This is a genomic window from Mesorhizobium sp. M1D.F.Ca.ET.231.01.1.1 (genome assembly GCF_003999155.2).
Lineage (GTDB): Bacteria > Pseudomonadota > Alphaproteobacteria > Rhizobiales > Rhizobiaceae > Mesorhizobium.
Map to the genome: position 1 here is coordinate 100115 of NZ_RZOZ02000013.1, position 24712 is coordinate 124826.

Annotated in this window: 20 protein-coding genes and 1 pseudogene; 7 read left to right on the forward strand and 14 right to left on the reverse strand. The window is 62.6% G+C overall.

Annotated features, from left to right (window positions below):
- The first annotated feature begins 38 nt into the window (after nt 1-38).
- Nucleotides 39-483 (forward strand): annotated as a pseudogene (locus tag EN874_RS27255) (PPC domain-containing DNA-binding protein).
- A 42-nt stretch (nt 484-525) separates the two neighbouring features.
- Here the strand turns inward: EN874_RS27255 and EN874_RS27260 are convergent.
- Entirely contained in the window at nt 526-1134 is a 609-nt protein-coding gene (locus EN874_RS27260) for a cysteine hydrolase family protein (protein ID WP_127428436.1), read from the reverse strand.
- A gap of 152 nt (nt 1135-1286) precedes the next feature.
- Here EN874_RS27260 and EN874_RS27265 point away from each other — a divergent pair, with 152 nt between their 5' ends.
- From EN874_RS27265 to EN874_RS27280, 4 genes are all read left to right on the forward strand, one after another.
- Complete coding sequence (locus EN874_RS27265) at nt 1287-2324, forward strand: ATP-dependent DNA ligase (RefSeq protein ID WP_127428446.1); 1038 nt, start codon at nt 1287-1289, stop codon at nt 2322-2324.
- A gap of 103 nt (nt 2325-2427) precedes the next feature.
- Nucleotides 2428-2709, forward strand: coding sequence for a hypothetical protein (locus tag EN874_RS27270; RefSeq protein ID WP_127428435.1), 282 nt, complete (start codon nt 2428-2430; stop codon nt 2707-2709).
- 256 nt (nt 2710-2965) lie between these two features.
- Nucleotides 2966-3331: a metalloregulator ArsR/SmtB family transcription factor gene (locus EN874_RS27275; protein ID WP_127428434.1), complete on the forward strand. Its 366-nt coding sequence runs from the start codon at nt 2966-2968 to the stop codon at nt 3329-3331.
- Entirely contained in the window at nt 3309-3827 is a 519-nt protein-coding gene (locus EN874_RS27280; RefSeq protein ID WP_210236008.1) for an SRPBCC family protein, read from the forward strand. The genes EN874_RS27275 and EN874_RS27280 overlap by 23 nt, the downstream gene beginning before the upstream one ends.
- Nucleotides 3828-4052: 225 nt before the next feature.
- Here EN874_RS27280 and EN874_RS27285 read toward each other — a convergent pair whose 3' ends face one another.
- The 12 genes from EN874_RS27285 to EN874_RS27340 all read right to left on the reverse strand — a co-directional run bounded on the left by EN874_RS27285 (nt 4053) and on the right by EN874_RS27340 (nt 13145).
- Nucleotides 4053-4880 (reverse strand): DUF1445 domain-containing protein, encoded by an 828-nt coding sequence (locus EN874_RS27285; RefSeq protein ID WP_127428433.1) that lies wholly within the window; start codon nt 4878-4880, stop codon nt 4053-4055.
- A 167-nt stretch (nt 4881-5047) separates the two neighbouring features.
- A complete protein-coding gene (gene sctT, locus EN874_RS27290) occupies nt 5048-5863 on the reverse strand; it encodes a type III secretion system export apparatus subunit SctT (protein ID WP_127428432.1) in 816 nt (271 codons plus the stop codon).
- A 9-nt stretch (nt 5864-5872) separates the two neighbouring features.
- Complete coding sequence (locus EN874_RS27295; protein ID WP_127428431.1) at nt 5873-6142, reverse strand: flagellar biosynthetic protein FliQ; 270 nt, start codon at nt 6140-6142, stop codon at nt 5873-5875.
- An 18-nt stretch (nt 6143-6160) separates the two neighbouring features.
- On the reverse strand, nt 6161-6814 hold the full coding sequence (gene sctR / locus EN874_RS27300) for a type III secretion system export apparatus subunit SctR (RefSeq protein ID WP_127428430.1): 654 nt from the start codon (nt 6812-6814) through the stop codon (nt 6161-6163).
- The gene (gene sctQ, locus EN874_RS27305; protein WP_168247629.1) at nt 6807-7787 is read right to left on the reverse strand and encodes a type III secretion system cytoplasmic ring protein SctQ; all 981 of its coding nucleotides are present in this window, start codon (nt 7785-7787) and stop codon (nt 6807-6809) included. Before sctQ ends, sctR begins: the two co-directional genes overlap by 8 nt.
- A gap of 152 nt (nt 7788-7939) precedes the next feature.
- Nucleotides 7940-8413, reverse strand: a complete 474-nt coding sequence (locus EN874_RS27310; RefSeq protein ID WP_127428428.1) for a hypothetical protein — start codon at nt 8411-8413, stop codon at nt 7940-7942.
- A gap of 1 nt (nt 8414) precedes the next feature.
- Nucleotides 8415-9773, reverse strand: coding sequence for a FliI/YscN family ATPase (locus tag EN874_RS27315; RefSeq protein WP_127428427.1), 1359 nt, complete (start codon nt 9771-9773; stop codon nt 8415-8417).
- Entirely contained in the window at nt 9770-10390 is a 621-nt protein-coding gene (gene sctL, locus EN874_RS27320; protein ID WP_127428426.1) for a type III secretion system stator protein SctL, read from the reverse strand. The genes EN874_RS27315 and sctL overlap by 4 nt, the downstream gene beginning before the upstream one ends.
- Nucleotides 10390-10962, reverse strand: coding sequence for a SctK family type III secretion system sorting platform protein (locus EN874_RS27325; protein WP_189394140.1), 573 nt, complete (start codon nt 10960-10962; stop codon nt 10390-10392). Before EN874_RS27325 ends, sctL begins: the two co-directional genes overlap by 1 nt.
- A 47-nt stretch (nt 10963-11009) precedes the next feature.
- Nucleotides 11010-11840 carry a type III secretion inner membrane ring lipoprotein SctJ gene (gene sctJ / locus EN874_RS27330; RefSeq protein ID WP_245513700.1) on the reverse strand — a complete coding sequence of 277 codons (831 nt, stop codon included), beginning with the start codon at nt 11838-11840 and terminating at the stop codon, nt 11010-11012.
- Between the two features lie 16 nt (nt 11841-11856).
- Entirely contained in the window at nt 11857-12477 is a 621-nt protein-coding gene (locus EN874_RS27335; protein ID WP_127428424.1) for a hypothetical protein, read from the reverse strand.
- An 11-nt stretch (nt 12478-12488) separates the two neighbouring features.
- Entirely contained in the window at nt 12489-13145 is a 657-nt protein-coding gene (locus EN874_RS27340) for a type III secretion protein (RefSeq protein ID WP_245516199.1), read from the reverse strand.
- 234 nt (nt 13146-13379) lie between these two features.
- On the opposite strand from EN874_RS27340, the gene EN874_RS27345 reads away from it, so the two are divergent.
- Nucleotides 13380-14102 carry a L,D-transpeptidase gene (locus EN874_RS27345; protein ID WP_245513702.1) on the forward strand — a complete coding sequence of 241 codons (723 nt, stop codon included), beginning with the start codon at nt 13380-13382 and terminating at the stop codon, nt 14100-14102.
- 3 nt (nt 14103-14105) lie between these two features.
- The gene (locus EN874_RS27350) at nt 14106-15083 is read left to right on the forward strand and encodes a LysR family transcriptional regulator (protein ID WP_127428423.1); all 978 of its coding nucleotides are present in this window, start codon (nt 14106-14108) and stop codon (nt 15081-15083) included.
- Here the strand turns inward: EN874_RS27350 and EN874_RS27355 are convergent.
- Nucleotides 15056-24697 (reverse strand): LysM peptidoglycan-binding domain-containing protein, encoded by a 9642-nt coding sequence (locus EN874_RS27355; RefSeq protein ID WP_127428422.1) that lies wholly within the window; start codon nt 24695-24697, stop codon nt 15056-15058. The genes EN874_RS27350 and EN874_RS27355 overlap by 28 nt on opposite strands.
- Between the last annotated feature and the right edge of the window lie 15 nt (nt 24698-24712).

Here is a 24712-nt window from a genome sequence, read left to right on the forward strand (position 1 = left end):
TGCGAGTTGCACCCAGGGCAATGGCCGTTGCGAGCGATATGAAATCGAAGCTGGTCTCAGAAACTTCCGGACAAAGAACCTTCGTGGTCGTGCTGGATCCCAGGCGAGGAAGCGATCGCCGCGCTGACGAATTTTGCCGGGCAGAAGGGCATCACCGGCGCTTCGTTGACGGCGATCGGCGCGTTCGAGAAGGCGGCGGTCGGCTGGTTCGACATCAAGTCGAAATCCTACCGCAAGATACCTGTCGACGAGCAGTGCGAAGTGCTGAGCGCGATCGGCGACATCGCCGTCGACGACAATGGCAGGCCAAGCCTGCACATTCACGCCGTGCTTGGCCTGAGCGATGGAAGGACGCGCGGCGGACATCTGCTGGAAGGCACCGTCCAGCCGACATTGGAAGTCATCGTGCTGGAGTCGCCCGCTCATCTGCGCCGCAGGAAGCGCCGCGATCTGGGGATCGCGTTGATCGACCTCGAGGCCTGATGCCGGCGGCGTCGATGCCCGTGAGGGATCGTCGTATAGCGGTCAGTTCCAGGCCGAGAGAACCGTCTCCATCTCGACCGTCTCGACCTGTTGCGCGAAGCGCTGATGATAGACGGTCATCAGCGCGTCATGCGTGGCATCCGAGGAGCTGCAAAGCGCATCGGTGACCAGCACGACGCGATAGCCGATATCGATCGCTCCGAGGACGGTTGCAAGCACGCAGACGTCGGTCTCGCCGCCGGTGATCACCAGCGTATCGATCCGGCGTGCGGCAAGCATGGCCTGCAGATTGCCCTCCGGCCAAGGTGAATAGACGTGTTTGTCGATCGCCCGCGCCGGCGGGCAGAACGACGACAGCGGCGGCAGCAATTCGATCATCTCCGGGCCGACATTCTCGATGGTCATCGAGGCCCAGCGCTCATAGTAGCGCCTCCAGGTACCAACGCCCCTCCCAGGCCTTTCGGCCGGCAAGAAGCGTGTGAAAATCGTCTGCTCGGCTTTCCTCTCGACGAGGCTCACGATCCTGGGAAGGACACGGGTAGTCCAGGGCGTTGCCCATTCCGAAGGTTCAGCGAACAATCTCTGCATGTCAACACAGACATGCGTGCAACGATCGCCGAGAGGACCATAACTCAAGCCGGAAACCGACATCAGGATTCCTGACGGTAGTTCATGTTGATGTGATGGAGCAAAGCGGCCCGACTGGATGGCCGAAGTTCCTGATTTGTGGTGAAGCAACGCCCCGCCGTGCGACTCGTTCCTGTTGGCCGGAAACCACAGCTTTGGTCGAACGTTCAAGCGAGATGGAGACTTCCCGGATTTCCGCCCAAACTGCGTCGAACAACGAGTTTCCCCTTCCCCTGGACACGCAGCCGATGGAAGCGCGCGCCGCCGAGGCGCTGCCCGAGGATCGCGGTGCCTGGGCATACGAGCCGAAATGGGATGGCTTTCGTTGTCTCGCCTTCAAGGGCCATGATCCCGTCGACCTCAGGGCGAAATCCGGCAAGCCGCTCGGCCGTTTCTTCCCCGAGCTTAGAGCCATGCTGCGCGGTATCGATGCAAAGGATTTCGTCGTCGACGGCGAGATCGTAATCGAGATCGAGGGCCGCGCCTCCTTCGACGCGCTGCAGATGCGGCTGCACCCAGCCGAGAGCCGTATCCAAAAACTGAGCGTGAAGATGCCGGCGCAATTGATCCTGTTCGACATGCTCGTCGCGCCAGGCGGCAAGCTTTTGCTCGAAAGCGCCCTGCAGGAGCGGCGGGCGGCAGTCGAGAATTTCGTGGCGAAAGCCAATACGGCTTCCTTGCGGCTCTCGCCTTCCACCACCAGCCTCGCCACAGCCAGGCAGTGGCTGCAAGGCGCAGGTCAGGGCTCGACCGACGGGGTTGTCGCCAAGGCGCTGGGCGGATCCTACCGGCCGGGCGAGCGCGCGATGATCAAGGTCAAGCGGCTGCGCACAGCCGATTGCGTGGTCGGTGGATTCCGCTACTTGAACGGCAAGCCTCAGGTCGGGTCGTTACTGCTCGGGCTTTATAACGGCCAGGGCCAACTCGACCATGTCGGCTTCACCTCGACCATCGGCAATCAGGAGCGGGCGGGGCTCACCAAGAAGCTCGAGAACTTGCGCGGCGGGCTCGGCTTCACCGGCAAAGCGCCGGGCGGCCCGAGCCGCTGGAGCACCGAGCGCAGCGGAGAATGGGAGCCGATACAGCCGGAATTGGTCGTGGAGGTTCGCTTCGACCACGTCACCGGTGGCCGCTTCCGTCATGGAACAAAATTGGTCCGCTGGCGACCCGACAAGGCCCCGCGTCAATGCACATTCGAGCAGATCGAGCGTTGAGCCGCGTGCCGCGCCGGCAACCGCGGAACAACCGGTCACCCCAGCGGTTCTTCAATGGAGCGAACCGGACGCCGGTAAAAGGTTCACAAAATTGGAGAGCGATATGGACCCCCGCAACAAGCAGCGATCCAAGCAGCAAGACGAGGCCGAGGCCCCTGCCATCGAGCAGCAGGACTGGGAGTCCTTTGAGGGCGACAGGGTGCTTCCCGACAGCGTGGTCGTGGAAGAAGGCGTTCCCGATGCCAGGGAGACGGAAGAAGCGCCCTCCGAAGAGGACGACGACAACCCCAGCCAGAACAGCGACGAGGCCTTGCCCGACGACGAGGAGGAAGAGGTTTTGTCGAAGGACCCCTCCAAGGAGGGCAGCCGGTTCGACGAGGTCTAGAGCAATTCCAGGAAAAGTGTGTGCCGGTTTTCCGTCCGGAATTGCGTAAAAACAAATACTTAGAGCGGTTCGGCGATTCTATGAATCGCTGAAACGCTCTAGCCGATCACGCGCCTGCAGTCGGCTGGTTCTAGGTGCCGAGATTGCCGCGCGCCCGATGTTCGTCGGCGCAAGACCCTTCCCGTACAGACTGCGGCCGGCTGATTGCGGCTTCCCCCTTGCATGCCGCCAATCCGTGCGTTAAATACTGAACCACATGGTTCAGTATTTAACAGTCCGCCTCGACGCCTCGTTCGCCGCGCTCTCAGACGCCACCCGACGCGGCGTTCTGGAGCAGCTCGGGCGTGCAGACGCTTCGATCACGGAGCTTGCCGAGAAGTTCCACATGACCCTCACGGGCATGAAGAAGCACGTCGGGGTCCTGGAGCAGGCGGGGTTCGTCACCACGGAGAAGGTCGGGCGCGTGCGAACCTGCAAGCTCGGCTTACGCGGATTGGAGGAAGAGGCGGCATGGATCGAGGGGTACCGCCGGCTCTGGGACGCGCGGTTCGACGAATTGGACAAAGTTGTCGAGGAATTGAAACGGAAGGAGAAGGTCGATGGACGAAAGAAGAGATCGTGAGCCCACCCGCATGAACAATCGCACGACGGTCGTACGGAAGTCCGAGCGTGAGCTGATCATCACGCGGACCTTCAACGGCCCGGCGCGCGTCGTGTTCGCGGCGTGGACCAGGCCCGAGCTGTTCATACGGTGGTGGGCAGCGAAGTCGACAGGCGTGCCTATGCTTTCCTGCGAGATGGATGTTCGGGTCGGAGGCAGGTACCGTGTCGAGTTTGGCCACGATGCTTCTGAGTCTATGGCATTCGTGGGTAAGTACCTCGAGGTGATACCGAACTCGCGCCTCGTCTGGACAAATGAGGAAAGTGAGGACGGCGCCGTGACCACGGTGACCTTCGAGGAAAAAGGCGACAAAACGTTGCTGGTCCTGCACGAACTCTATCCCTCGAAGGAAGCTCTCGACGAAGCCATCGCCGGGATGGAAGGTGGGATGCCCGAGCAGTTCGAGCAGTTGGACGAGCTTCTCCTCATCCTGGGCGAAAGCGCGGGAGGGTCATGAAGCGCGTCAGATATCGAGAGGCGACGTTTCAAAACGGCGGCGAAAATTGCCGCCGCCGTGTGCCCCCTACTCCCAAATGATGGCGGCCTCCAGGATATGTCCGCCTAGACCGCTTCAGCGATTCATAGAATCGCCGAACCGCTCTAAGTATTTGTTTTTACGCAATTCCGGACGGAAAACCGGTAGACACTTTTCCTGGAATTGCTCTAAGGCTGGATGCCGGAGCTAGTAGACCTTGAAAGCTCCCGCGTCCGCTCGAGCATTCACGTCAGTGATCAACATATGCCCTGGCGATACCGAGATCGAGATCGCGAGTTCGGCACGGGCAAGCGCATCCTGAGCGGTCAGGCTGCTGGCCCAGAAGACGGGGACCTCGCCTTCCATGATTTCTACCGCTTCGCCCCAATCGGGCGCCATCAAATCTTCTATTCCGATGATCGCGGGGTCTCCGACATGGATTGGAGAGCCGTGGGCGTCCGGGAAGCGTGCCGTGAGGGCGCGTACCTTGTCAACATCGCAACGCCTTATCGGGCGCATCGAAACGACCATTTCGCCACCAAAGGGACCGGCGCGACAAGTCTCGATTCCGGTTCGAAACTTGGGCAACGCCTTGCCGCTGGCAACGCTGCGGAGCGCTACGCCCTTTTCGACCAATGCCGCTTCGACGGTAAGCAAGCTGCCGAGCGCAAATGCCGCAAAGTCATCCCGCCACAGGTCGATGATATCCGTCCTGCGACCGGTGAGCTCACCATGACGATAGATGTTGTACTGGGGGGCATCGGTACGGATGTCGATGTTGCCTAAAGTCGGCATCAGCGGGCTGCCGGCACGGCTTACCCCCACCAATGGACAGGCTTTAGGATTGCGCACGCAAAACTGATGGAAATCGCCGGCAAAGCGGCTGGGCACAATCACGACATTGGCTTGAAGCTTGCCGCTCGCAAGCCCTCCCGTATACCCTTCATAAGCGCCCATCCTAACCAGCCTGCGCAGCTTATCTGCATCGACCAGTCGCAAATTGTCATAGAACAATGAAGTGGTCAGGCGAGGCATGGCGTCCGAGAGTATGCACGTTTCACAGACACGTCGAAAGAGCGTAAGATCATCGGCGGGCCAGCCGGTTGTCAAATCGTCAGAATCTTTCCTCTTCGATAAATTGTATTTATTGGTTAGCCAGCGAATGCTCTACTATTAGCATTTTTGCATAAACATACTGACTCTCACTGACAGCTTAGGCAGCCGATCGCTTGTATCTGACGGCCTGCCTCGCGCAGGAAGCCGAGGTCGCGGTTCATGTACGAGAGGAGAAAAGCCGCGTAGAGGACAAAGACCAGGCTGAAGACCAGTGTCTTGACGACCAGCGAAAGCGCAAAAACATTGAGGTGCGGCGACGCGCGCGCCAGGAAGGCCAGCACAATATCGGACAAGAGCATGCTGATGACGAGCGGGAAAACGAGGGTCAGCGCCATCACCAGAATGCGGTTCAGCAGGCCGAGGAAGATCCCGGCCGCGTCCTGGCTGAACAGGGGCAGAAGTCGGTCGATCGGCCAAAGGCCGTAGCTGTCGTAGAGGCTGGTCAGGGAAAGTTGCAGGCCACCGGCCGCGAGGTAGATCGTGACCATGATGACGGCGAGGAAGGTGCCGGTGGCACCGGTCTCATGGGTCATCATCGGATCGATCAGCGTCCCCATCGTGGAACCGCGCTGCAAATCCAGGATATCGCCCGCGGCCTCCGCCGCCCAGAACGGTATTCCCATCGCCAGGCCGAGCGTTACCCCGACCACGACCTCCTTGAGCATGTAGAGCACGACCATCGTCGTCTGGAGATCGGTGCTCGTCAGCTTGTGGACGATCATCGGGAAGATCGGAACCGCCAGCGCCAGCGCCACGCCGCTGCGCAGGAGGCCTGACAGCGGCACGCGCGAAAAGAGCGGCATCAGGAGCATGAACCCGGTCATTCGGGCGAGCGCGAAAGCGCCTGCCAGGAGATAGAACTGGAGCTCCTTGACCGAGGTGAAGAGCGGCTCAATCGGCATCAGCGTGCCTCAACGCGTGACGACGGGGAACTCGTCCAACGCCGTCGAGGCCTGCTGCGCGATCTGCTGGCCGAGCAGCGGACCGAACACCATGATGACCAACAGGATCACCACGAGCTTGATGGTCTGCGGCAGCGACTGGTCTTGGATCTGAGTCAGCGCCTGGGCAAGACCGACGAGGATGCCGACGACCAGCGCCGCGATGATCGCCGGGCTCGATGCCAGCAACACCGTCAGAAGCGCGCCTTGGACCTTCGCCAGGATGAAGTCATTGCTCATGCAAAACCCCCAGCGGCGTCAGCCATAGCTCAGGATGAGGCCATGCATCAGCCGCGACCAGCCGTCTATGGCGACGAAGAGGAACAGTTTCAGCGGGATCGAAATAAGGACCGGCGAAACCATGATCATGCCGAGCGTCATGAGGACGTTCGCAACAACGATATCGATGATGAGGAAAGGCAAATAAAGCAGGAAGCCGATTTCGAAGGCCCGGGTAAGTTCGGATGCGACGAAGGCAGGGACAAGGATCGACAGATCGTCGTCCTTGAGATTTTGCCGGGCCTGTTCCGGCCACAGACGGTTCGTCCCGTCGAGAAAGAACTGGCGCTCCTGCGGCTGGGTGAATTTCATGAGGTGGCGCTGCAATGGTTCCCTGACCAATTGCGCCGCCCTGGCAAGGTCATCCGTCGTCTGGAACTGGACCTGCCCTTCCTGAAGCCGGCCCGACATTTCGCTCAGCAATGGCGTGGTGACATAGACCGTCAGCACGAGCGCAATGCCATAGAGCACCAGATTTGGCGGCATCTGCTGAACGCCGAGCGCATTGCGGATGAGAAACAGCACCACCGAAATCTTCAGGAAGCCTGTCATCGTGACGACCGCGAGCGGCAGCAACCCGACCACACCGACGGCGATTAGAATTCCAAGCAGGTTGGGCGAGTTATCAAGCATTGTCGAACATACGGACGATCCGCACGCCCAGGCTTTCTCCGATCCGCACGATCTCGCCACGACCGACACGCCTGCCGTTGGCGAGGATGTCGACCGTCGCCTCAGCTACATCGGCGAGCGGAACAATGGCGCCAGGCGCAAGTTGCCTCACCTCTCCAAGCGGCATCGCGGTGCGGCCGACCTCGAAGGCAAGCGCGACCGGCAGCTCGTCCAAAGTCGATTCTTCCAAGGTCTGCCCGGCTGGCGGCTGCGTGTTCTGGTTCATGGTCCACTCCCAATTCGATCCAGCGATGGCGGTCGGCGCGGCGAGCAATTGCGGGCCATCGGCTGTCAGGGCCACCGGCGCATAAAGGCGCTCGGCAATGACGAGCGCCGCCATGCGCCCCTCCTCCGCATCGCTGAAAAGCACCACATCGTCGACCTGCAGGCTTTGAAGCTCGCCAAGATTGATCGCAAGCGGTCCGCGCCGCAGGCAGACCGGCAGCGGAAATTCAGCCGGGATCGGCGGTCTGGTCTTGTCCAGTTCGTCGAGAAGGCGGCCGATCCGTACGGCAAGACCGACGTCATTCGCGGTCAAGACGCAGCCTATCGTCTCATCCACGCCGGTCAGGACAAAAGCGAAAGGAGTCTCGCCTGAGACGGCATTTCCCAGCGCGACCGAGGTGATCTCGATCCTCTCATCCAGCTTGCCCTCGATCCATTGGAGATCGTCTTCGAATGCAGTCTCCAGCAGCAGTGCGGCATGCGCGGGCGCCAGCCGTTTCATATCGATCGTTCCGTCGATCCCGGCGAGACCTCGCTCGACAACTGAAAGCGGCAGGCGCAATTGCCCGACCGTATCGCCGGCGGTGAACCCAATCGCGCACTGCGGCTGGTCCGCAGAGTTAGGCGCCGGCCAGATGGCTGCGATCGCCACCGTCTTGCCTGCAATCGCGACCTGTGCGGCGGCGCGGCGACGGTAGAAGGCGTTCACCGCTCCGACATCCGCGGGCGCCACAGTTTGCAACGTCAGGCGTGCTCCTGCGCCCGCGCCTGCGGCGGCCCGTTTCGCCGGTTTCAGCCGCGCTTTCCTTTTCGCCGGAGCGAAGTCTTGAGGCATCACATCCATGTCGATCACGAATTGGGCTATTGTTCCGCGGGCGGGCGCGGTTGGCCGCGCTCCTCTTCCTCGGAAAGCTCGGCGAGGGCCAAGCGACGACGCGCGTTGCGCTTGGCCAGTTGCTCCGACAGCCTGTCCAGCTTGCTCACCGCCTTCATGCTCGCGCGGTGATCATTGCGGGCCATCGACAGTTCCGCCTGGCGTTGCTGCTCGGCGAGCGCTGCCATCTTCGCGGTTTCCCGCAGCTGCTCGGTTTTTCTCGCAGCGCCCTCGAACCGCCCCTGAAGCCGGCGGAGCCTGGCGGCCTTTACCGGCTGTCCAACGAGCGCCCCGAAGGCGGTGTCTTCGGCGTCGACCGTGCGCTCGAGATGATCCGTCACCGCGACGGCGGCTTCCTGGCCTTGCCTTGCCGCCCTTTGCGCAGCCGCGTGCCTTCTGACCACATCTTCCCTGGCGCGCTCTTCACGGCGACTTCTGAGGTCGCGCAACCGGGCGATCATGTCACGCTCCTTCATCGACGATCTCCCGCATCAATTGCCGAGTCCTCTCGATGCTTTCGTGCGTGGCGGACGGCTGACGCGGGAAGGCGGTGATGGCGTCGATCTTCGCCATCGCCTCGTCCGCCACGGCATCGCTACCTTTTTCGTACTCGCCGACACGCAAGAGAAGTTCGATGTCGGCGTAGCGGGCGAGCAATTCGCGCAGGTGGCCGGCGTCGGTCCGATGTGTCGACGGCACGACGGCATCCATCAGGCGGCTCCTGCTGCGCAGGATGTCGATGGCAGGAAAATGGTTGCGTTGCGCAAGTTCGCTCGACAGGAAGACATGGCCATCGAGCAGCGCCTGGATTTCCTCGGCGACCGGATCCAGCGTTCCGTCGCCTTCCAGAAGGACGCTGTAGAGGCTTGTGATGGACCCGATGCGGCCGGGCCCCGAGCGCTCGAGCAGGCGCGGCAGGACCGCGAACAGCGAAGACGGAAAACCTCTTCGCGTCGGCGGCTCGCCCGAGGCCAGGCCAATTTCACGCTGCGCTCGGGCGAACCGCGTTATGTTGTCCATCGCAAGCAACACATGCTTGCCCTGGTCGCGAAAAAATTCGGCGATGCTGGTCGCCACATAAGCGGCCTTGACGCGCTCGATGGCGGGCCGGTCCGACGTCGCGACGACGACGACCGCCCGCTCCCGACCTTCCGGTCCAAGCTGGTGTTCGACGAATTCGCGCACCTCGCGCCCGCGTTCGCCGACGAGGGCGACTACCGCAACATCGGCGTCGGTGCCGCTGACGATATCGGAGAGCAGGATCGACTTGCCGACGCCGGGTTCGCCGAATATGCCGACGCGCTGCCCGCGCGCGCAGGTGAGCAGCCCGTCGACGGCGCGGATGCCAAGCTGGATCGGCTCGGAAATCAAACTGCGCTCCAGCGGAGACGGCGGATAGGCATTGACCGGATAGCTGCCGACAATGCCGTCCGGCGAAAGCGGCCTGCCATCCAAAGGCTCGCCGAACGCGCTGATCACGCGGCCCAGAAGGCCGGGTCCGACGGCTACCATCTGGTCCTTTCCGGTCGCGACGACCTCAGTCAGGCTTGAAAGGCCGGTCAGATCGCCCAACGGAACAAGGATCGCCATCTCATCCATGAGCCCGACGACTTCCGCCTTGGTCGTCCTGCCGGCCTTGGGGTCGACCAGCTCACATATCTCCCCGATCCGGGCTTCTTCCACGGTCGCATGAATGACCGTGCCGACCACCCGCCGCACGCGGCCTTTCCGGGGGCGGCTGGCATCGTCGCGCAGGCCGGAACGGAGGTTCGGAATGATGGCCGCCAGACGACCTTCGATATCGATGGCTGGACCTGTCATGCCGGCGCGTCGCCCTTAGACGAGATTGCCGCGGCGATGGCATCGAGCTGGGCGTCGATGCTGGCGTCAATGACGGCGACATCCGTCGAAAGGATGCAAGCGGCCGGCGCCAGCGCATCGTCCGTGTCGATTTCGACCGTCATGCCCAGATCGCTCTTGCGCAACACCGCGTCCAGCTCTTCGCGAACCCTTTCCACGGAAGCGGGATGGACCCGGATCTTCAGATATTTGGCTCGGCGAATTTCGGTCACGGCCTGTCTTGCGGCCCTTGCCACAAGCGTGCCGACGTCGAATTCCCCCAGAATTCGCCTGACGACCTCGAGGGCGAGACTGGTGACTTCGGCTTCCAGCCCACCGAGATAGCGATCGACCTTGACAGCCGTTTCGCTTAGCAGCTGGCTGGCATCCGCATCGCCTTGCGCCTTGCCGTCCTCGTAACCCTGCGCATATTCGGCTGCATAAGCATGCCGGGCGGCGTCACGCATCTGCTGGGCATCACGCCGCGCGCCATCGAGAAATGCATAGCCATCCTGCCAGGCGCGCGCTTCGGCGGCGCGCAGGATGCGGGCGTAGGGCCGCCTTGGCGTGTCGGTGGTCGCAGGGCCGGGCTCGACCATCACGCCAGCTCCATCGCGCGCCGGACGATCGCCGGACCGCACTCTACGAAAGGCTCGACCGTCCGGTCGATGAGTTCGTGCGGCATGAGCTTGAGGCGAACGCGCGTGCCGGTTTCGCCAGACATCGCCTGGCACCACCCGCCAAGGCAGCTCACGCCGTCGGCATAGATGCGACTGCGGATATCTTCCAAGGGCTCCAACGGCCGCACTGGACCGGCCAGGTCGCGGTTGGCGACGGCGAAGGTACAGAGATCGGCGCCGAGCGCCGCCTGCAGCGCATCGGCCTCGCGTCCGTCAATGACGGCGGCAAGACTGCCCGCCCAGTAGATTGCTCCCGAGCGAAGAGCGAGCTCCTCCAGCTCCTCGCCCGACGACAGGGCGATCGCCCGATCCACTTCGTCGGACGGTTCATCGGCTGCATATGAGAGCCGGTAGTGCTCCAGCAGAAGCTTCGACAACCGCTCATGCAGGCGCTGCGACTGCAGTATGCGTTGGCAAGCAGCCTCGCTGATCATGCCGTCAAAACACTCCGCCAGCCGGGCCGCGTCCGCATAGGATGCGGGTCCGGACATGAATGCCTGCCACTGCGGGCTGGCGGCTTGCTCCGAGCGGGCCCGGGTCATGTCTTCTTCACAGGTATTGCGGAAGCGTCGAGGGCGTAGACACCGGGCCGTCGGTACCACTGCAGGTACGCCAACCGGGCGGCCAGCGCGAGTATCGCCGCCGCCATGCCGTAGAACAGCCACATCGCGGCCGCCACGCTGTCAGGATGCAGCCAGAGACCAAGGAAGGTCGTGAAGCCGGCCTCGGAGTCCGGTTCAGGGGCTGTCGCGGCAACCGGAATGAGTGTGACCGAGACGTTGTCGTAGGTCAGTCCGGCGATGCCCTTGGCCACCAGCATCTTGACCTGCGGGATCAGGTCATTCATCGGCACGGATGCGCGATGCCGGATGAACACGGAGGCGGACGACGGCACCAGTTGCTGTCTCAGCGGGTCGTTCTCGGGCAAGACAAGATGAACGCGCGCCGAAAGCACGCCGTCGATCTCCGAGATTGTCTGCGAAAGCTCCTGGCTCAGGCCATAGATCATCGTTGCCCGTTCTTCCACCGGCGAAGACACAAGCCCGTCCCTCTTGAACACCTCACCCAGCGTCTGGAATTCCTGTTTGGGCAAGCCGCTTTCGTCGAGGATAGCCATGGCTTCGGCGAAACGGCCCTTCTGCACCGAAACCGTCATCTTGCCGTCCTTGCCGGCTTCGCGTTGTGCCGGAATCCCGTGACGCATCAGAGTAGCCACGATCTCGTTGGCCTGCCGCTGATTGAGGTTGGAATAGAGCTCCACCGAACAGGCCTGGAGCAAAAGCATGGCCACGAGAACAAGCGCGACGCGGCACCCCGCGACACATCGACTGAACAGCGCCGACCGCCGCGGCAGGACCAATTCGGGCACGAGCACTTCGCAGCGCCTATTGTTGCTTGATCAGCGTGCTGGTGGACGACGTCACGGCCTTCACGCTGCTCGTCACGAGCTCGAGATTGGCTGCCGCCCACATCACCGAAATGGATCGTTCGAGCAGCTGCTCGGCATTCTTTGCCGGTGCATTTTCCGCTTCCTTGCCTGACGGCGCGGCATCCTGCGTGGCGGCCGTTTCGGCGTTTGCCGGCGTATTCGCCTTGCCGAGGGCCTTTTGGACCTGCTGCATGGTTCCTTCCAGCGACTGGACGGCGGACCCCAACAGGGCCGAGGGATCCGTGACCGCTCCTCCTCCAGCCTTCTCCACCTCGGCCAGATAGTCGAAGAGTTTGCGTTCGACGATCGGCCCGGCCCTTTCCGACTTGGAAGACTGTCCGGCCATTGCCGGATTGGCTCCGGACGACGCCTGCGCCACCTGCTGGCCCGCGCGTGCAGCGACATCGCCGCGCTCTGGCGCGTTGAGGTGCGCGGCATCGTGCTTTTCCTGCTTGGCGCCTACCATCCGGTTGCCCGGCTGCGCCGCCGCGCCGGCGTTGATCTGCTGTTGCGAGCTTATGCTGGTGGTCAAGTTGGCCAGCGTCGCCTCCAAGGCTCCAATCGGCGCGATCTGCATGAACCTGCCTCCTATTCCTTAGTCGGTTTTCCGGAGGGGACAGTTTGCGCCTCCGCCTGCTTTCCGCGAAAAACGCGGACCGAAACAACTTTGCCCGGCTCCTGCTTTTTGCCCTGCGCGGCAGGAACCCCGAGCGTCTTCCTGACGAGCTCGATGTAGGACGGCGGCCCCGATACCGACACGACATCGTCCTGCCTGGAGACCTTCACCGGAAACTTCGGATCGATGACGCCCAGCCGCGAAAGCCGGTCTTCCGCGTCGGCAGCCGTGTTGGCATCAAGCGGAATCATCTCCGTCTGGACCTCCGCTTCGGTGGCGACGTTCATGACGATGCCGTCGAAATGCCAGACAAGGCCGTAACGATTGCAAATCTCTTCAAGAAACTCGCGCGCCGTTCCAACCGGCATGCCGGCGCTCAGGCGCCCCTTTACGAGCTTGCTGACACGCATCGGCACCCGCATGTTGCGGCCAAGCTCGACCAGCGCATCCGTCACCGACTGATCGATGGTGATGTATTTGTAAGGACCCGCGGGCCAGCGCGGCTCGGCGGCATCCGCCCGCGAAGCAGCGAGGCCGAACATCAGCATGGCCGCGAGGCCGCCGGCCACGAAGGCAGCGCTGGCTTTCGACAACCGGTGCGCTTGGCAGGTACCGCGTGCCGTCAACATTGGGTCCTATCGCAGGGGAGCGGAGCGATAGCCCGCGTCGCCCGTCTCATGGTTTACCCGCCGCGTTCATCCTATCGCGCGCGTTGCCAAATTGGAAGTCCAATTGGACTGCCAAGGCATACTTGGTTCCAAATGTTGCGAATGGCGAGCAAAGCGATATGGTGCGCATGGAATCAGGCAGAAGCGGTTCGTGGTTGCCGGTTTCCTGCTCGAATTTGAAAGGGATCGGCCCCTGTGGCAGCACGCAAGAACCTGCTCTCGAGCTTGATAGCTCCTGCGGGCAGTCAAGGGCGCTGGACCCTGATCGACCCGCGTCTCGTCAGGGGCTTGGGTGAGTCGGTTCTGGTTGCCGCCACGTTGACCGCCGCCATGTCGCCGGCGCAGGGTCAGTCGAATAGCGGCTACGACCCGCGAAGCTGGAGCTACGATCAAGCCCGAAATGTGCTGATCTCGCCATCCGCTCCCGACCAGGCCGCTGGTGGAGAAACGCGGCCGGCATGGTCGGCAATCCCCAAGGAGGTCGTCGATTTCGGCGAGGTTCACCCGAAGGGATCAATTGTGATCAACACCACGGAGCGACGCCTCTATTACATATTGGGGAACGGCAAGGCGCTGCGATATGCGGTGGGCGTCGGCAAGGAGGGACTCGAGTGGTCGGGTCGCGACACGATTTCGAGCAAGAAGGACTGGCCGGAGTGGCGGCCGCCGGCCGAAATGCGATCCAGGGAAGCATCGAAAGGCCGCTTCCTGCCCGTTCGGGTCGCGGGCGGCCCCAACAACCCGTTGGGCGCGCGCGCCTTGTACATCGGCAATACGCTTTATCGCGTCCACGGCACCAATCAGCCATGGACCGTCGGACAGGCCAACTCCTCCGGTTGCATTCGAATGACCAACGAAGACGTTATCGACCTATATGACCGAGTGAAGATCGGCGCCCAGATTATTGTCCGGCATTGAAACGTGATCCCTTTCAACATCAAGCAGCTCGAAACTTTCCTCCTGGTGGCGACTTTCGGAAGCTTCCGAAAGGCGGCTGAACGCCTGAACACGACACAGCCAGCTGTCTCGACCCGAATCGCCGGTCTGGAAGAAGCGCTTGGCGCCAAGCTGTTCGAGAGGCAGCGCAGCACCGTAAGGCTGACCGCCGAGGGACAAAGGCTGCTGCCGCCGGCGCAACGCGTCCTGCGCGTGGCCGAACGGCTGCAGTTGATGGCTAACTCTCTTTCGGAAACAGCAGGGGTGCTGAGACTCGGGATCGCCGAGACCATCGTGCACACATGGCTTCCTGATTTCCTCAAGGAATTGCAGGCGAACTATCCGCTTGTCGATGCCGACATCGTCGTCGACACGACGACGACCCTTCGCAATGAGCTCATGTCCCACCGGCTCGATCTTGCCGTGCTGATGGGCCCTATCCTGGAATACAATATCGAGAACGTGGAGCTGCCATCGTTTCCGCTCGTGTGGGTCTGCTCGCCCGCCTTGAACCTGCCCAACCGAGGCAAGCTGACGCTGAACGACCTGATGCAATTCCCAATCATCAGTTATGCGCGCACGACGAGACCCTACAGCGAGCTTTACCGCAAGCTGACGGGCGAGCTCGAAGCGACGCCGCGTATCTTTCCGGCCAATTCGCTGGCCGCTTCCATCAGGATGACGCTGAACGGGATCGGTATCGCCTCTCTCCCCAGGGAAGTCGTCCAGGATCATACCGCCAGCGGCGCCCTGCGCATCGTCGACTGCGAATGGCATCCCTCCGACCTGCGGTTCACCGCCTCCTACTCCTCCGACCCATCGAATCCGACAGCGGAGCGCGCGGCAAAGCTGGCGGGTTGCATCGCGCATGCATATGCCGCGCGCATCGGCAAGGGGCAGCCTGCCGATGACTCTCGAGTCGAGCCCGCGCCGTCTCAGCCCACCGACGCAAGCGGCAGATAGATGCGGTCGCCGGAGAAAATCATATCCGGCCTCAGAATATGATCCATGTTCAGCACTACCGTATCGGCGACATCGGCCGAATGCGCATTGGCGATCAGGCGAATGCTGTCGCCATTCTTGACCTCGACCCACCGATAGCCGCCTTTCTCCAGCGACGGATTGGTGCGGCCCTCGGAGCTGCTGCTGCCGGCGGGATGAACCTCGACATAGTCCGCGGAAACCCAGCCGCTGTGCATTTCGCCGTCCGGTCCGAAACCTTCGACGGGTATCCAGGCCTCTCCTGACGGATCGGTCGAGGGTTTCGCTGTCTGCTCGACAAACGTGCCGGGTTGCAGCACCGTCACCGCGGCGGAATCGCCGTCGGGCTTGCTCCGCAAATTCAGGCCGTCATCCGCCGACACCACGAGCTGTGGGAAGCTTTCGGGCGGGGTCTTCGGCTTACCTGGAACATCCGAATGATCGTCGGGCTGCTGGGACGAGGAATCGTCATCCGGCTTTTTCGGATCGGGCGGAGGGGTCGTTTTCGCGTCCCAGGGCTGCGCGAGCAGGGAGTCCAGAGAGAAGAGAAGCATTCCGATGCCAAAGGTGATGCCCAGCGTCCATCGATCCGCTGTGGCCCATCGTTTGTCGGACTTTGCCGCCGCCGCGATACCGGCATCGGTTCGGGGCACCGAACGACGATTCATCCGGTCCGTCCTTATGGCCGACGCCCAGAACTCCGCGCAGCCGAACGTGAACATGGTGCCGGCGACTGTGGCGATCGGAGCCGGCCAGGAGTGCAGCGTATAGACGGCGCAGCCAAGCACGTAGCCGGGCCCGGCCAGATGCTCGGCCAGGTTACGGATCACCGGCCTGCCGGTGAACGACTGCAGCATCGACTTCGTGCCATAGACGACGTTGCCGAGCGAGAAGGTGCTGTTGACGACAAGATCCTTGCCCTGGATCATCCCGGTCGCGGCGCCCGGCGCCGCGGCAATGAATGTGGCTCCGCCAAGCGCGTTGAGGAATCGCCCGAACGGCTTGTTGTTGGCGGTTGCGTTGGGGAAGATCGCCTGCGTGCCGAAAACGAAGCCTCGCACGCCAAATGCCACCGCTCCGGCCGTTGCGCTCCAGGTCGGGGGCAGCGAACTCCACAACACATAGGAAGTTGTCGACATGCCGCCAAAGGTGGCGAGCGCCTGAGCGTTTTCGCGCATCCTGGCATGGCGCAGCGCCAGATCGACGCTGGTCGCCTGATCCGGCGTCATCGTCTTCTTGTGGGTGGCCCGAAAGGTCGTCAGTTGCAGCACGGAGAGGCCGTTCGTCTGATCCCCGCTCATCCACTCGAACTGCTCGGGCGTGAACTTGCGGAACTGGCCGGGGCTCATTTCCTCGAACTGCTTTGGTGTCACCGCTTCGATCTGCGGCTGGGTCAGCGCTTCGATGTGGTGGATGGTGAAAGCGCCCCACTGATCGCGGGTCAGCGCCGGGATCTGCCTCCCGGTCAGCCACGGCACCTGCCTGGCATCGAACTTCGCCACGTCCACCGAACCGATGATGGTCTCGGGGATCGCCCGGACCTGGTGCTCGACCAAGTTCTTCAGCAATCCGGCCTCGCCGAGGTCCTTGAATTGCGGTGACGTGAACTTCGCGACCTGGCCCCCCTTGAACCACGGAACCTGGCGCCCATCCAACTTGGATACGTCAACGAACCCGACCTTGTCTCCTTTGATCGCCTGTACCTGCGGTTTCGTCAGGAGACGGGTAAAACCGGCCTTGCCGAGATCACCGAACTGCGGGTCGGTCAGATTGCGGATGTGGCCCTCGGTGAGCCAGGGGACCTGTTTTCCGTCGAGGCCCGCTATGTTAATATAGCCTGTCTTCGCCTTCGGAATACCGCGCAATTGGGTCTTGGTCAGATAGGGCAGCAAGCCCGCCTGGTCCATGACGCGGAACTGCTGCTCCGTCAGCTCGGCCACCTGCTCGCGCTTGAGCCATGGAACCTGGTTCGGCTGGAAATCGCCCATGGGGAGACCCGGCACCTGGTCAAGCGGGGTGGCTCTGACGCCATCGCGGGTGAGCGGTCCATTGTTCGGAGCCTTGTTTGCCGGCGCAGGACGGCCAGTTTCGCCGGTGAGACCAGAACCAGAAGAGGTATATTCGTTATATACGCCATCGGCGTACCGGCTGTAGAAATCCACGTAGGTTCCGTCCGCAGTGCTTGGCTCCTTATCCCCGAAGAGCGCCGCCATCTCGTCAACGGCTTGTGTTCGATCAATCTCGCCAGCCTTGTAGCGGGCGAAGACATCGGCTTGGGCGGAATTCCAGTCGGCACCGAGGATAGCTGCCGGCTTGCCGCCGTTAGCCGCAAGCTCGTCGGCAACAGCATATTGAACAAATCCCGCCTCGCCCTCGACGTTCAGATAGGCGGAGACCACCGCATCCCTATAGGTCTGCCGATCTGAAAAATCGGCAGGATGGAGATCGATTGGAGCGTCCCCAACATGCGACAACTCGTGGCCGAGCATGTCGACGAACTCCGCAAGCACGGTGTCGCCGTCCGCGTCGTCAGCGCGGAATGTCTCGGCGTCGACAAAGACGACCTCCACGTCGCCGATATATTGTGACCCGGTCGCGGTCAGGTCGTCGCCTGACTGGGCGTCGGAAATCCTGAGATCGTTCCGCGCCGGGTTTACGATGCGCACGTCTTTCGCGTGAGCGTCGCGCAAGAGCTTCATCAAAGTCGGGGACCGGCTGATCTGGTCGATGAGATTGGTTTTGGTGACCTCCGGCATGCCGAGGCTCTGAGGGAGCATGTCATCGAGCAGGCTTGCCGCCTCTTGGCGGTTGGCGGCGATTTCGTCGGGTGTAAGCGGCTTGGTGGATGATGGGCCTTTTGACCCATCCGGCGCAAATCCCTGTCCTCGAGGCGCTGGCCTGGGCGCAGGTCGGATGCCGTCCCCACCGGCTTCGGGCGGCCTCGCTTGCGTGGAAAGGAATGTCAGCACGCCATCGGCGACGTTCTGGCGCATGAAACCGCCGTCAACGATCGACGGGCCGAAATCGCTTTTGAATTGCTCGATTGCGGCAAGCTGGTCGGGCTCTGCCCTTTGCTCAAGTCCGCTCAGGAGCTTGTCGAAGGACGCCTTGCCGCCCTTCGGGATGCCGGTCGCGGCACCGTCGCGCCCGGATTCCACTGCGTGCGCAAGCCAGGCCGGGACCGTCAGCGTTTCGCTTTGCCCATTGGCCCGATCGAAGGTCAGTGTCGCGTTTTCGCCCTTGGCGATCGAAGGAGCGGTCTTGGCCGCCTTCGACTTGTACTGGAATCTCACTTCGGCACTGTAAGCCACCGCGCCTGCCGGCAGCGGAGGCGTGGAGAACGAAACCGTGTAGCGTGTCGCCGGAGTGCCGTCGGAACCGTAAAGGTTCTTGTAAATGTTGCCGGCGCTTGCCATGTAGCGGGACTGTGGCGCCCCATCGGATTGGAAACGCGCCGGAAGCCAGGACTGTAGCGTCGACTTCACCTTGTAGGTCGCGGATGTGACCATCCGGTCCGGATTGAAACCCAGCGGGCCCGGCAGCCTGTTGCTGTCGTTGAAGATAACGTCGACGAGCATCGCTTCGGGGTTGACGACGCGAGCCTTCTCGCCGGTCAGCAAGACTATATCTGCCGTGGGCGCCTTGCCCGGTATGGCCGAGAGCCTGAACCCGCTTAGCGTCGGCTCGTCGACGAGGGAGACCGTATTCGATGGATCGATCTGACCAGACTTGACGAGATCGTGGATCGAACGGATGCCGTCTCCCTGCCCTATTGCTGCGACGAGCTCTGATGCCTTGGCGGGGTCCTTGACCGCGAACTGGATCTTCAGGGTCGTCGAGCCAAGCGCCGACTGGATCTGGTCGTACACCTGCTTCGAGACGATGTCGCCAGGCTGGAGCGTGTCCTTGACCGGCTGTTCCGGGCGCTTCTCGAAACCGATGCGCGGCATCTGGTCAACCGCCGTCACATGGTTGGCCACGATCGGCAGGCGTATGCCGGCCTTGGTCTCGGTCATGACGCGATCGAGTGGAAGCGTGCCCTGCAGCGCGACATGGCCGGCGCTGTTTTCGGCCGGCACGCCGAAGAAATCATGCTGGCCCGGTGCGAGCGCGGCCTCCTCGCCTTTGAGCGAGGGCGTGTAGGTCATCTCGACCACCGTGCCTTCACCGTCTGGCGTCATCCCGACAATGGCAGCATCCAGCGGGGTGGCGCCGTAGCCGGTCGCATCGCCAAACACCGCCTTGCCGGCCGCCGCCGAAAGATCGCTGCTGCGCACCGGCAAGGCTGTCTGGTTGGAAACCGGCCAGACGCCGGCCTGAAGGGCCGTGATGTTCCTGTATTCGCGGGCCCGGTATGAGACGACGCCCTGGGTGCCGAGCGCGTCCTTGAACGGTGTCAGGTTGCGCTGGCTGACGCTGTCGACGATCGACCATCCGATCATGCCGAAATCGGTCTTGGTACCAACGCCGAAGCCGACGGCAGCAACGGTCGGCGAACCGATCCCGAACGCCTGGCCCGTGTTCAGCCGGGCCCGGAACGTGACGCCGACGCGGAAGTCCGGCAGGGTCTCGCGAAGCGGCGTGCGCGGTATCTGGACCCCGTCCGGGCCGTAGCGTTCGGCCAACTCGCGGCTGGAGTAGTAGCTCTTCTCCTGTTCATAGCGGCTCACAAGCTGCTCGGCGGTCAAGCCGTCGAGATAGGCCGAGGGGGTCTTCGGATCCTTGCCGCTGGTGTAGACGTAGCCGCTGGTGTCGCGGTCGGGCATGCCGGTAAAGCTGCGTGTCTCAGGGTCCCAGACGAGGCGTACCGACCCGTCCTTTCCTGTTGGCTTACCCGGCACGACGATGGGGTCGCCGTCGGCGGGGTGCGGTGTGCCGGAGGCAGTCGAGCCGTCAGGATCGCGACCCGGCTGTGCCGTCGAGCCATTGCCGCTGCCGTCATCGGTCTTGATCACCTCTCCTGGGATCACCGGGTGGCTGGGGTCGTGGAAGACCTGCTTTCCTGTTGGCCGATAAACGCCGTCGGCGCCGATTTCATACACATCCATCGGACGACCCGAAGGGCCGGGTTCCAGCGCCAGTTGCGACGGTCCTTTGCCGCCGGGCGGCTGCTGGAACGGTCCGTCGCCGCCGGGCGGCGGATTGGCATCAGCACCGGGAGCGTCGGAGTCCTGCGTGCCCGTTCCTGGCCGCATCGTCCGCAGACCATGGATGCCGAGCCCCGTGCCGGTAATGCCGGTGCCGAGACCCGTAAGCGCGTTGGCAAACTGGAGACCGTTCATCTGGTCTCCGTTGGCGGCGAGATCGTAGGCGGATGTTGCCAGTAACGGTGAGCCGACAATCACCGAACCGACATCCATCCCCCACGCCGCCTTGTTCAGTCCGGCGCTCGACTGCATGTATGTGCGGGTTTCGGCTGCCAACGCCCAGTTCGACCGTGTTGCGCCGATGCTGCCGGCGAAGGCGCGGGGACTGGCGACAACGCCTGCCAAGAATGACTCACTCTTCGCCGCCATGCCGATCGTGCGAAGGCCGCTGGAAGCCATGGGCAGAACCGTGGTCGCCGCACTGGCGATGTTCATCATTGACTCGGTATCGTCCCACTCGCCGCCATGGTCGAGATGGTTCACCTCGTTTATGACGGCCCTCGTTCCAAGATAGGCCGCGCCCGCATAGGCCAGCGGTGCGGCGACCGGCGCGGCCGGCGTGAACGACAGGATGGTTGCAATGCCGGTGCCGATGCCGACCACCGGATCGACAACCTTGTCCCAGACCGAGACGTTGCGCGCTTTCACCACTTCGAGCGCGATCTTGCCGTCGGCGCCCGCCTTCATTTCCAGGCCTTTGGGAACGACGAGCTTGCCGTTCTCGCTAAACTGGCTGTTGTTGTCCTGGAAATCGCCGAGATCGTCGAACTTCTTGCCGGTCGCGTCGACGTAGCGCGTGTTGCCGTCCCCGTCGCGCACCGCAAACAGCGCCACCTGCTGCGTTCCGACCTGGTCGTCGACATAGAAGATCGGCACGCGACGCACATAAGGGTTGTCGCCACCGATATCGCGGATCTCGCCCGTCACATTCTCGATCGCCTCGCGGCCGTCATCGGTCGAACTGTCCAGGCCGAGCGTTTTGGCTACCGTGGTATCCAGATCCTTGCCGAACTGTTGGTGGAACTCCTTGTCGTAGCCTCTGTCGAGCAGTTGCTGGAACCGCGGCTGATAGATGGCGTCGAGCGTCTGCTGCTCGTGCTCGTCCAGGTAGGTTTTGTCGACAGTGGTGTTGTCATCGGCCAGCAGAGACGGCTCGCTGAGCCGAAGCTCGTGATAGTCGTTGAAGCCCTGCAACTGCCTGCGCAGATCCTGGATTTGACTTATCTGAAGCCTTGTCGCCTCCAGCCTGAGCTTGGCGACCGCCAGTTCGGGATCGACCCAGCGGCCATTGGGGTCGTCATCCTTGGTATCAAGGTCGATCCAGATCGCCTTCCCGCCCTGGGTCAGCGCATCGATCCCATGCTCGTTATAGTTCCGGGCAACCTCCGGCGCCACCTTGATCGTCTGTCCGCCGACATTGATCTCGACCGGCTGCACGCCGTCGGGCAACGTGCCTTCGGGAGCATCGACCGACCCCGGCTTGTCATGCGTCAGCGCGTTGTCGAAATTGGTCTGCAGCGTCGGCAGCTTGGCGTTCAGATCGGCGAGGCTGTCGCCGAGCTGCCGGTCCAGCACGTCGTTGAGGCTCTTTGCCGCCTGCTCCTCGCTGGACCTCACCGATTGCAGCCCATTTGCCGTGCACATTTTTGCGTTGGAGTCGTAGCCGGCCAGCAGCGCCTGCCAGTCCTTGTTGAGCTGGCGATCGCGATATTCGCCCCTGACATGCTTGTCGTTCAGGCCGTAGGTCAGCTGCTGTTCAGTGGTTCCCTCGTCGAAGTGGTTGACCACCCAGAGCTGGCCGTCACGGATCTCGAGCGTCGAGTTCTTGTAGTGCCCGAGGTAGTCGCCATTGATGCGATTGTACTTCTCGTCAAAGTTAAAGTTCTGCTTGCTGAGATATTCGTTAGCCAGCTTCTGCTCGAGGTCCGTCTGCCGCGCGTTGACCTGTGCGGCATCGGCATGGGCGTCGAAATAGTTCTGGTAGGCTTGAGCCAGTTCGAGCTGGTTGCCTGCCGTCGTCTGTAGGGCTTTGAGGTCCTTGTAATCCTTGGAGTCCGCGGGGACGCCGGCGAGCTCGGCCTGCCCAACCAGGTAGTCGATGGTCAGCTTGTCGCCCTTGCTCAGATGCAGGCCGACCTCGGAAAACAGCTTGTCGACGGCGCTATGGTCGGAGACGCCCTGGTCGTATTTCGGATCAAGGTCGGGAGTACCCCGCGCCCTGGCCGACGGCGCATTCGGATCGCCCAGAGGAGTGAGCCTGCCTTGCCCGGCAATGGCATCCTTGAGGACGCGCCCGGCATTCTCATACTCGCCCCGGGCATCCTGTGCGTTTTGCAGAAGGGTGTTGGCTTTGGTCAGCCGCGCCTGCGCATCGGCAAGGCTGCCCTCGGGTTTCTGCGGCGTCCATTGCAGGCCGTGCGGCGCCAGTGCCTTGTTTATGATGGTTTGCGCGCCGTCGACGGCTTCCTTATAGGCAGGATCGAGCAGATCGACGTTGAACTGCTCCTGCCGCTGGCCGGCCAGAGCGCGCGTCTCGGTGATGCGCGACAGTGCGACGTTCTCGTTGATGATGGCCTGGGCAACTTGGGGATCGACCCACCTCCAGACGCCATCTATCTTCATCGGCATCCATTTTCCCCCGGAGGGGGCGTTGCCCTGGGGTGGATCGCCGAATGGATCGACAACCCTGTTCTGCCCATCAAGCTTGGGCTTGGCAGGCGTACCCAGGTCGTATTTGTCGATCAGGTCCTGTTTGTCCTGTCCGGCCTTTTCCGCGGCATCGATCAGGCTGGGCAGGGTCTCCCCTGCCAACAGCCCCTCGACGAAGGTCTTCACGACCTCGCCCTCCTTTGCCACCTTGGGATCGCTGCTGTTGGGGTTCACCGCCAGCAGCGTCCTGGCCAGGGCTTCCTGCGTGCTCCCCGCCTCGATTTTCAGGTCGGTGCCGGTGGTGTTGTTGTGCAGCGTCATGCTGCCATCGGGCTTGGTGGTCAACGTATAGCCGTTGAATGTGACCTCGACCGTCGTGCGGGTGCCGTTGTCGATCGTAATTTTTTCGCCCGTATGGATTGTGCTCGGGTCGCGCGACGAGCTGAAAAGCTCAGGATTCGTCCGCCTGAGATCATCCAGCGTCACGCCATAGTGCTGCGCGATAAGGGTCAGGTTGTCGTTCGGCTTGACCTCGTACTCGACACGCTTGCCGCCATTGATCTTCTCGGTGGTGGTGGTCGTCACCCGGCCGTCCTGGTCGGTGACGGTCTTGGTTTCGGTTCCCTTGCCATCGACGGATATCGACGTTTTCTTGCCGTCCGCCGTGGTCGTGACGGTGCGTACGTCGTGCTGATAGTCGTAAGAGTAGACGGTCTTGCCGCCGCTGCGCGGGTCGACGAGCTCAACCGACTGCGCGTCGCTGCTGCTGGCGGTCGTGACCTTATAGCCCGCGGCTTGCAGTTCGGCGATTACCTGCTGGCTGGTGAGGTCGTTTTCCTTCGCGATCTGGTCGATGCTTTTTCCGTCGGCAAGGCCGTTCTTGATGTTCTGCGTGCTGGCGCCACCTGGATCCTGGGAGGGCTTCAGAATGGTTTTGCCGCCGTCTGGACCGGTGACGGTGGTCACGGGAAGCGAAGGTCCGGCGCCCGGCGTCACCGTTTCCACCGATGCGCCGTTGGGCAGCGACGTCCGCTCGGTGACGGTGCCGGTGCCGAGATCGTCTTCATACCGCGTCGTGATGGCGCCGGTATCGGGATTGTAGCTGTTGGTCTCCTTGCGCCCGAGCCCGTCGCGGACCGGCGTGGTGGTTGCCGCGCCGTTGGGTTGTGCCTGGACGCTCGTATAGTAGCTGTCGTGCTGGTAGTCGTAATATTGCGTGACGGTGCGACCGCCGGCATCCGTGATCTTCGTCGTCTGCACGTCGCCGTTGCCGCTCGTCGGGTCGGTGGTGGACACGGTCATTCCGCCGGATCTGAGCGCGGCGATGACCTGTTCGCGAGTCATGTGACGGGCAGATGCAATCTGGTCGATGCTCTTGCCGCCGGTAACGTCGTTGACGATATTGCGAGCGGTGGCCGCGGCAGCAGGATCATCCTTGGCCGGACTGCCATCGAAGTCCACCAGCGTCAGGGGCGTCGACGCGAGATCGCTGGGCACATAGAGGGCCGGCGCCACCGTGGCGCCATTGCCGGATGTGCCATTACCGGCGTTCACGACACCCGGCGTCGCCCGAGCCGTTGCCGGGTTCGGCTGAAACGAGCTTAGTTGCGTGTTTACCTGAGCCAGTTCTTGGCGGGCCTGCGCCGCCCAATCGCGCTCGCCCATTCTATTGGCAAGCCTGATCTGTTCCCGCAGTTCGGCTGCCTGCGCCTCCAGCCGCGCAATCTGTGCCGCGTTTGCCTTGGGATCGACCTTTTGCGACTGGAGCGGCGGCTTGGTGAGCGTTATCGGGCGAACCATCTGGACGACCTCCGG

Coding starts and splice junctions, on each gene's coding strand:
- EN874_RS27260 (WP_127428436.1), bottom strand. CDS start 1,134: ATGTCGGTTTCCGGCTTGAGTTATGGTCCTCTCGGCGATCGTTGCACG.
- EN874_RS27265 (WP_127428446.1), top strand. CDS start 1,287: ATGGAGACTTCCCGGATTTCCGCCCAAACTGCGTCGAACAACGAGTTT.
- EN874_RS27270 (WP_127428435.1), top strand. CDS start 2,428: ATGGACCCCCGCAACAAGCAGCGATCCAAGCAGCAAGACGAGGCCGAG.
- EN874_RS27275 (WP_127428434.1), top strand. CDS start 2,966: ATGGTTCAGTATTTAACAGTCCGCCTCGACGCCTCGTTCGCCGCGCTC.
- EN874_RS27280 (WP_210236008.1), top strand. CDS start 3,309: ATGGACGAAAGAAGAGATCGTGAGCCCACCCGCATGAACAATCGCACG.
- EN874_RS27285 (WP_127428433.1), bottom strand. CDS start 4,880: ATGCCTCGCCTGACCACTTCATTGTTCTATGACAATTTGCGACTGGTC.
- sctT (WP_127428432.1), bottom strand. CDS start 5,863: ATGCCGATTGAGCCGCTCTTCACCTCGGTCAAGGAGCTCCAGTTCTAT.
- EN874_RS27295 (WP_127428431.1), bottom strand. CDS start 6,142: ATGAGCAATGACTTCATCCTGGCGAAGGTCCAAGGCGCGCTTCTGACG.
- sctR (WP_127428430.1), bottom strand. CDS start 6,814: ATGCTTGATAACTCGCCCAACCTGCTTGGAATTCTAATCGCCGTCGGT.
- EN874_RS27310 (WP_127428428.1), bottom strand. CDS start 8,413: ATGATCGCCCGGTTGCGCGACCTCAGAAGTCGCCGTGAAGAGCGCGCC.
- EN874_RS27315 (WP_127428427.1), bottom strand. CDS start 9,773: ATGACAGGTCCAGCCATCGATATCGAAGGTCGTCTGGCGGCCATCATT.
- sctL (WP_127428426.1), bottom strand. CDS start 10,390: ATGGTCGAGCCCGGCCCTGCGACCACCGACACGCCAAGGCGGCCCTAC.
- EN874_RS27325 (WP_189394140.1), bottom strand. CDS start 10,962: ATGTCCGGACCCGCATCCTATGCGGACGCGGCCCGGCTGGCGGAGTGT.
- EN874_RS27335 (WP_127428424.1), bottom strand. CDS start 12,477: ATGCAGATCGCGCCGATTGGAGCCTTGGAGGCGACGCTGGCCAACTTG.
- EN874_RS27340 (WP_245516199.1), bottom strand. CDS start 13,145: ATGTTGACGGCACGCGGTACCTGCCAAGCGCACCGGTTGTCGAAAGCC.
- EN874_RS27355 (WP_127428422.1), bottom strand. CDS start 24,697: ATGGTTCGCCCGATAACGCTCACCAAGCCGCCGCTCCAGTCGCAAAAG.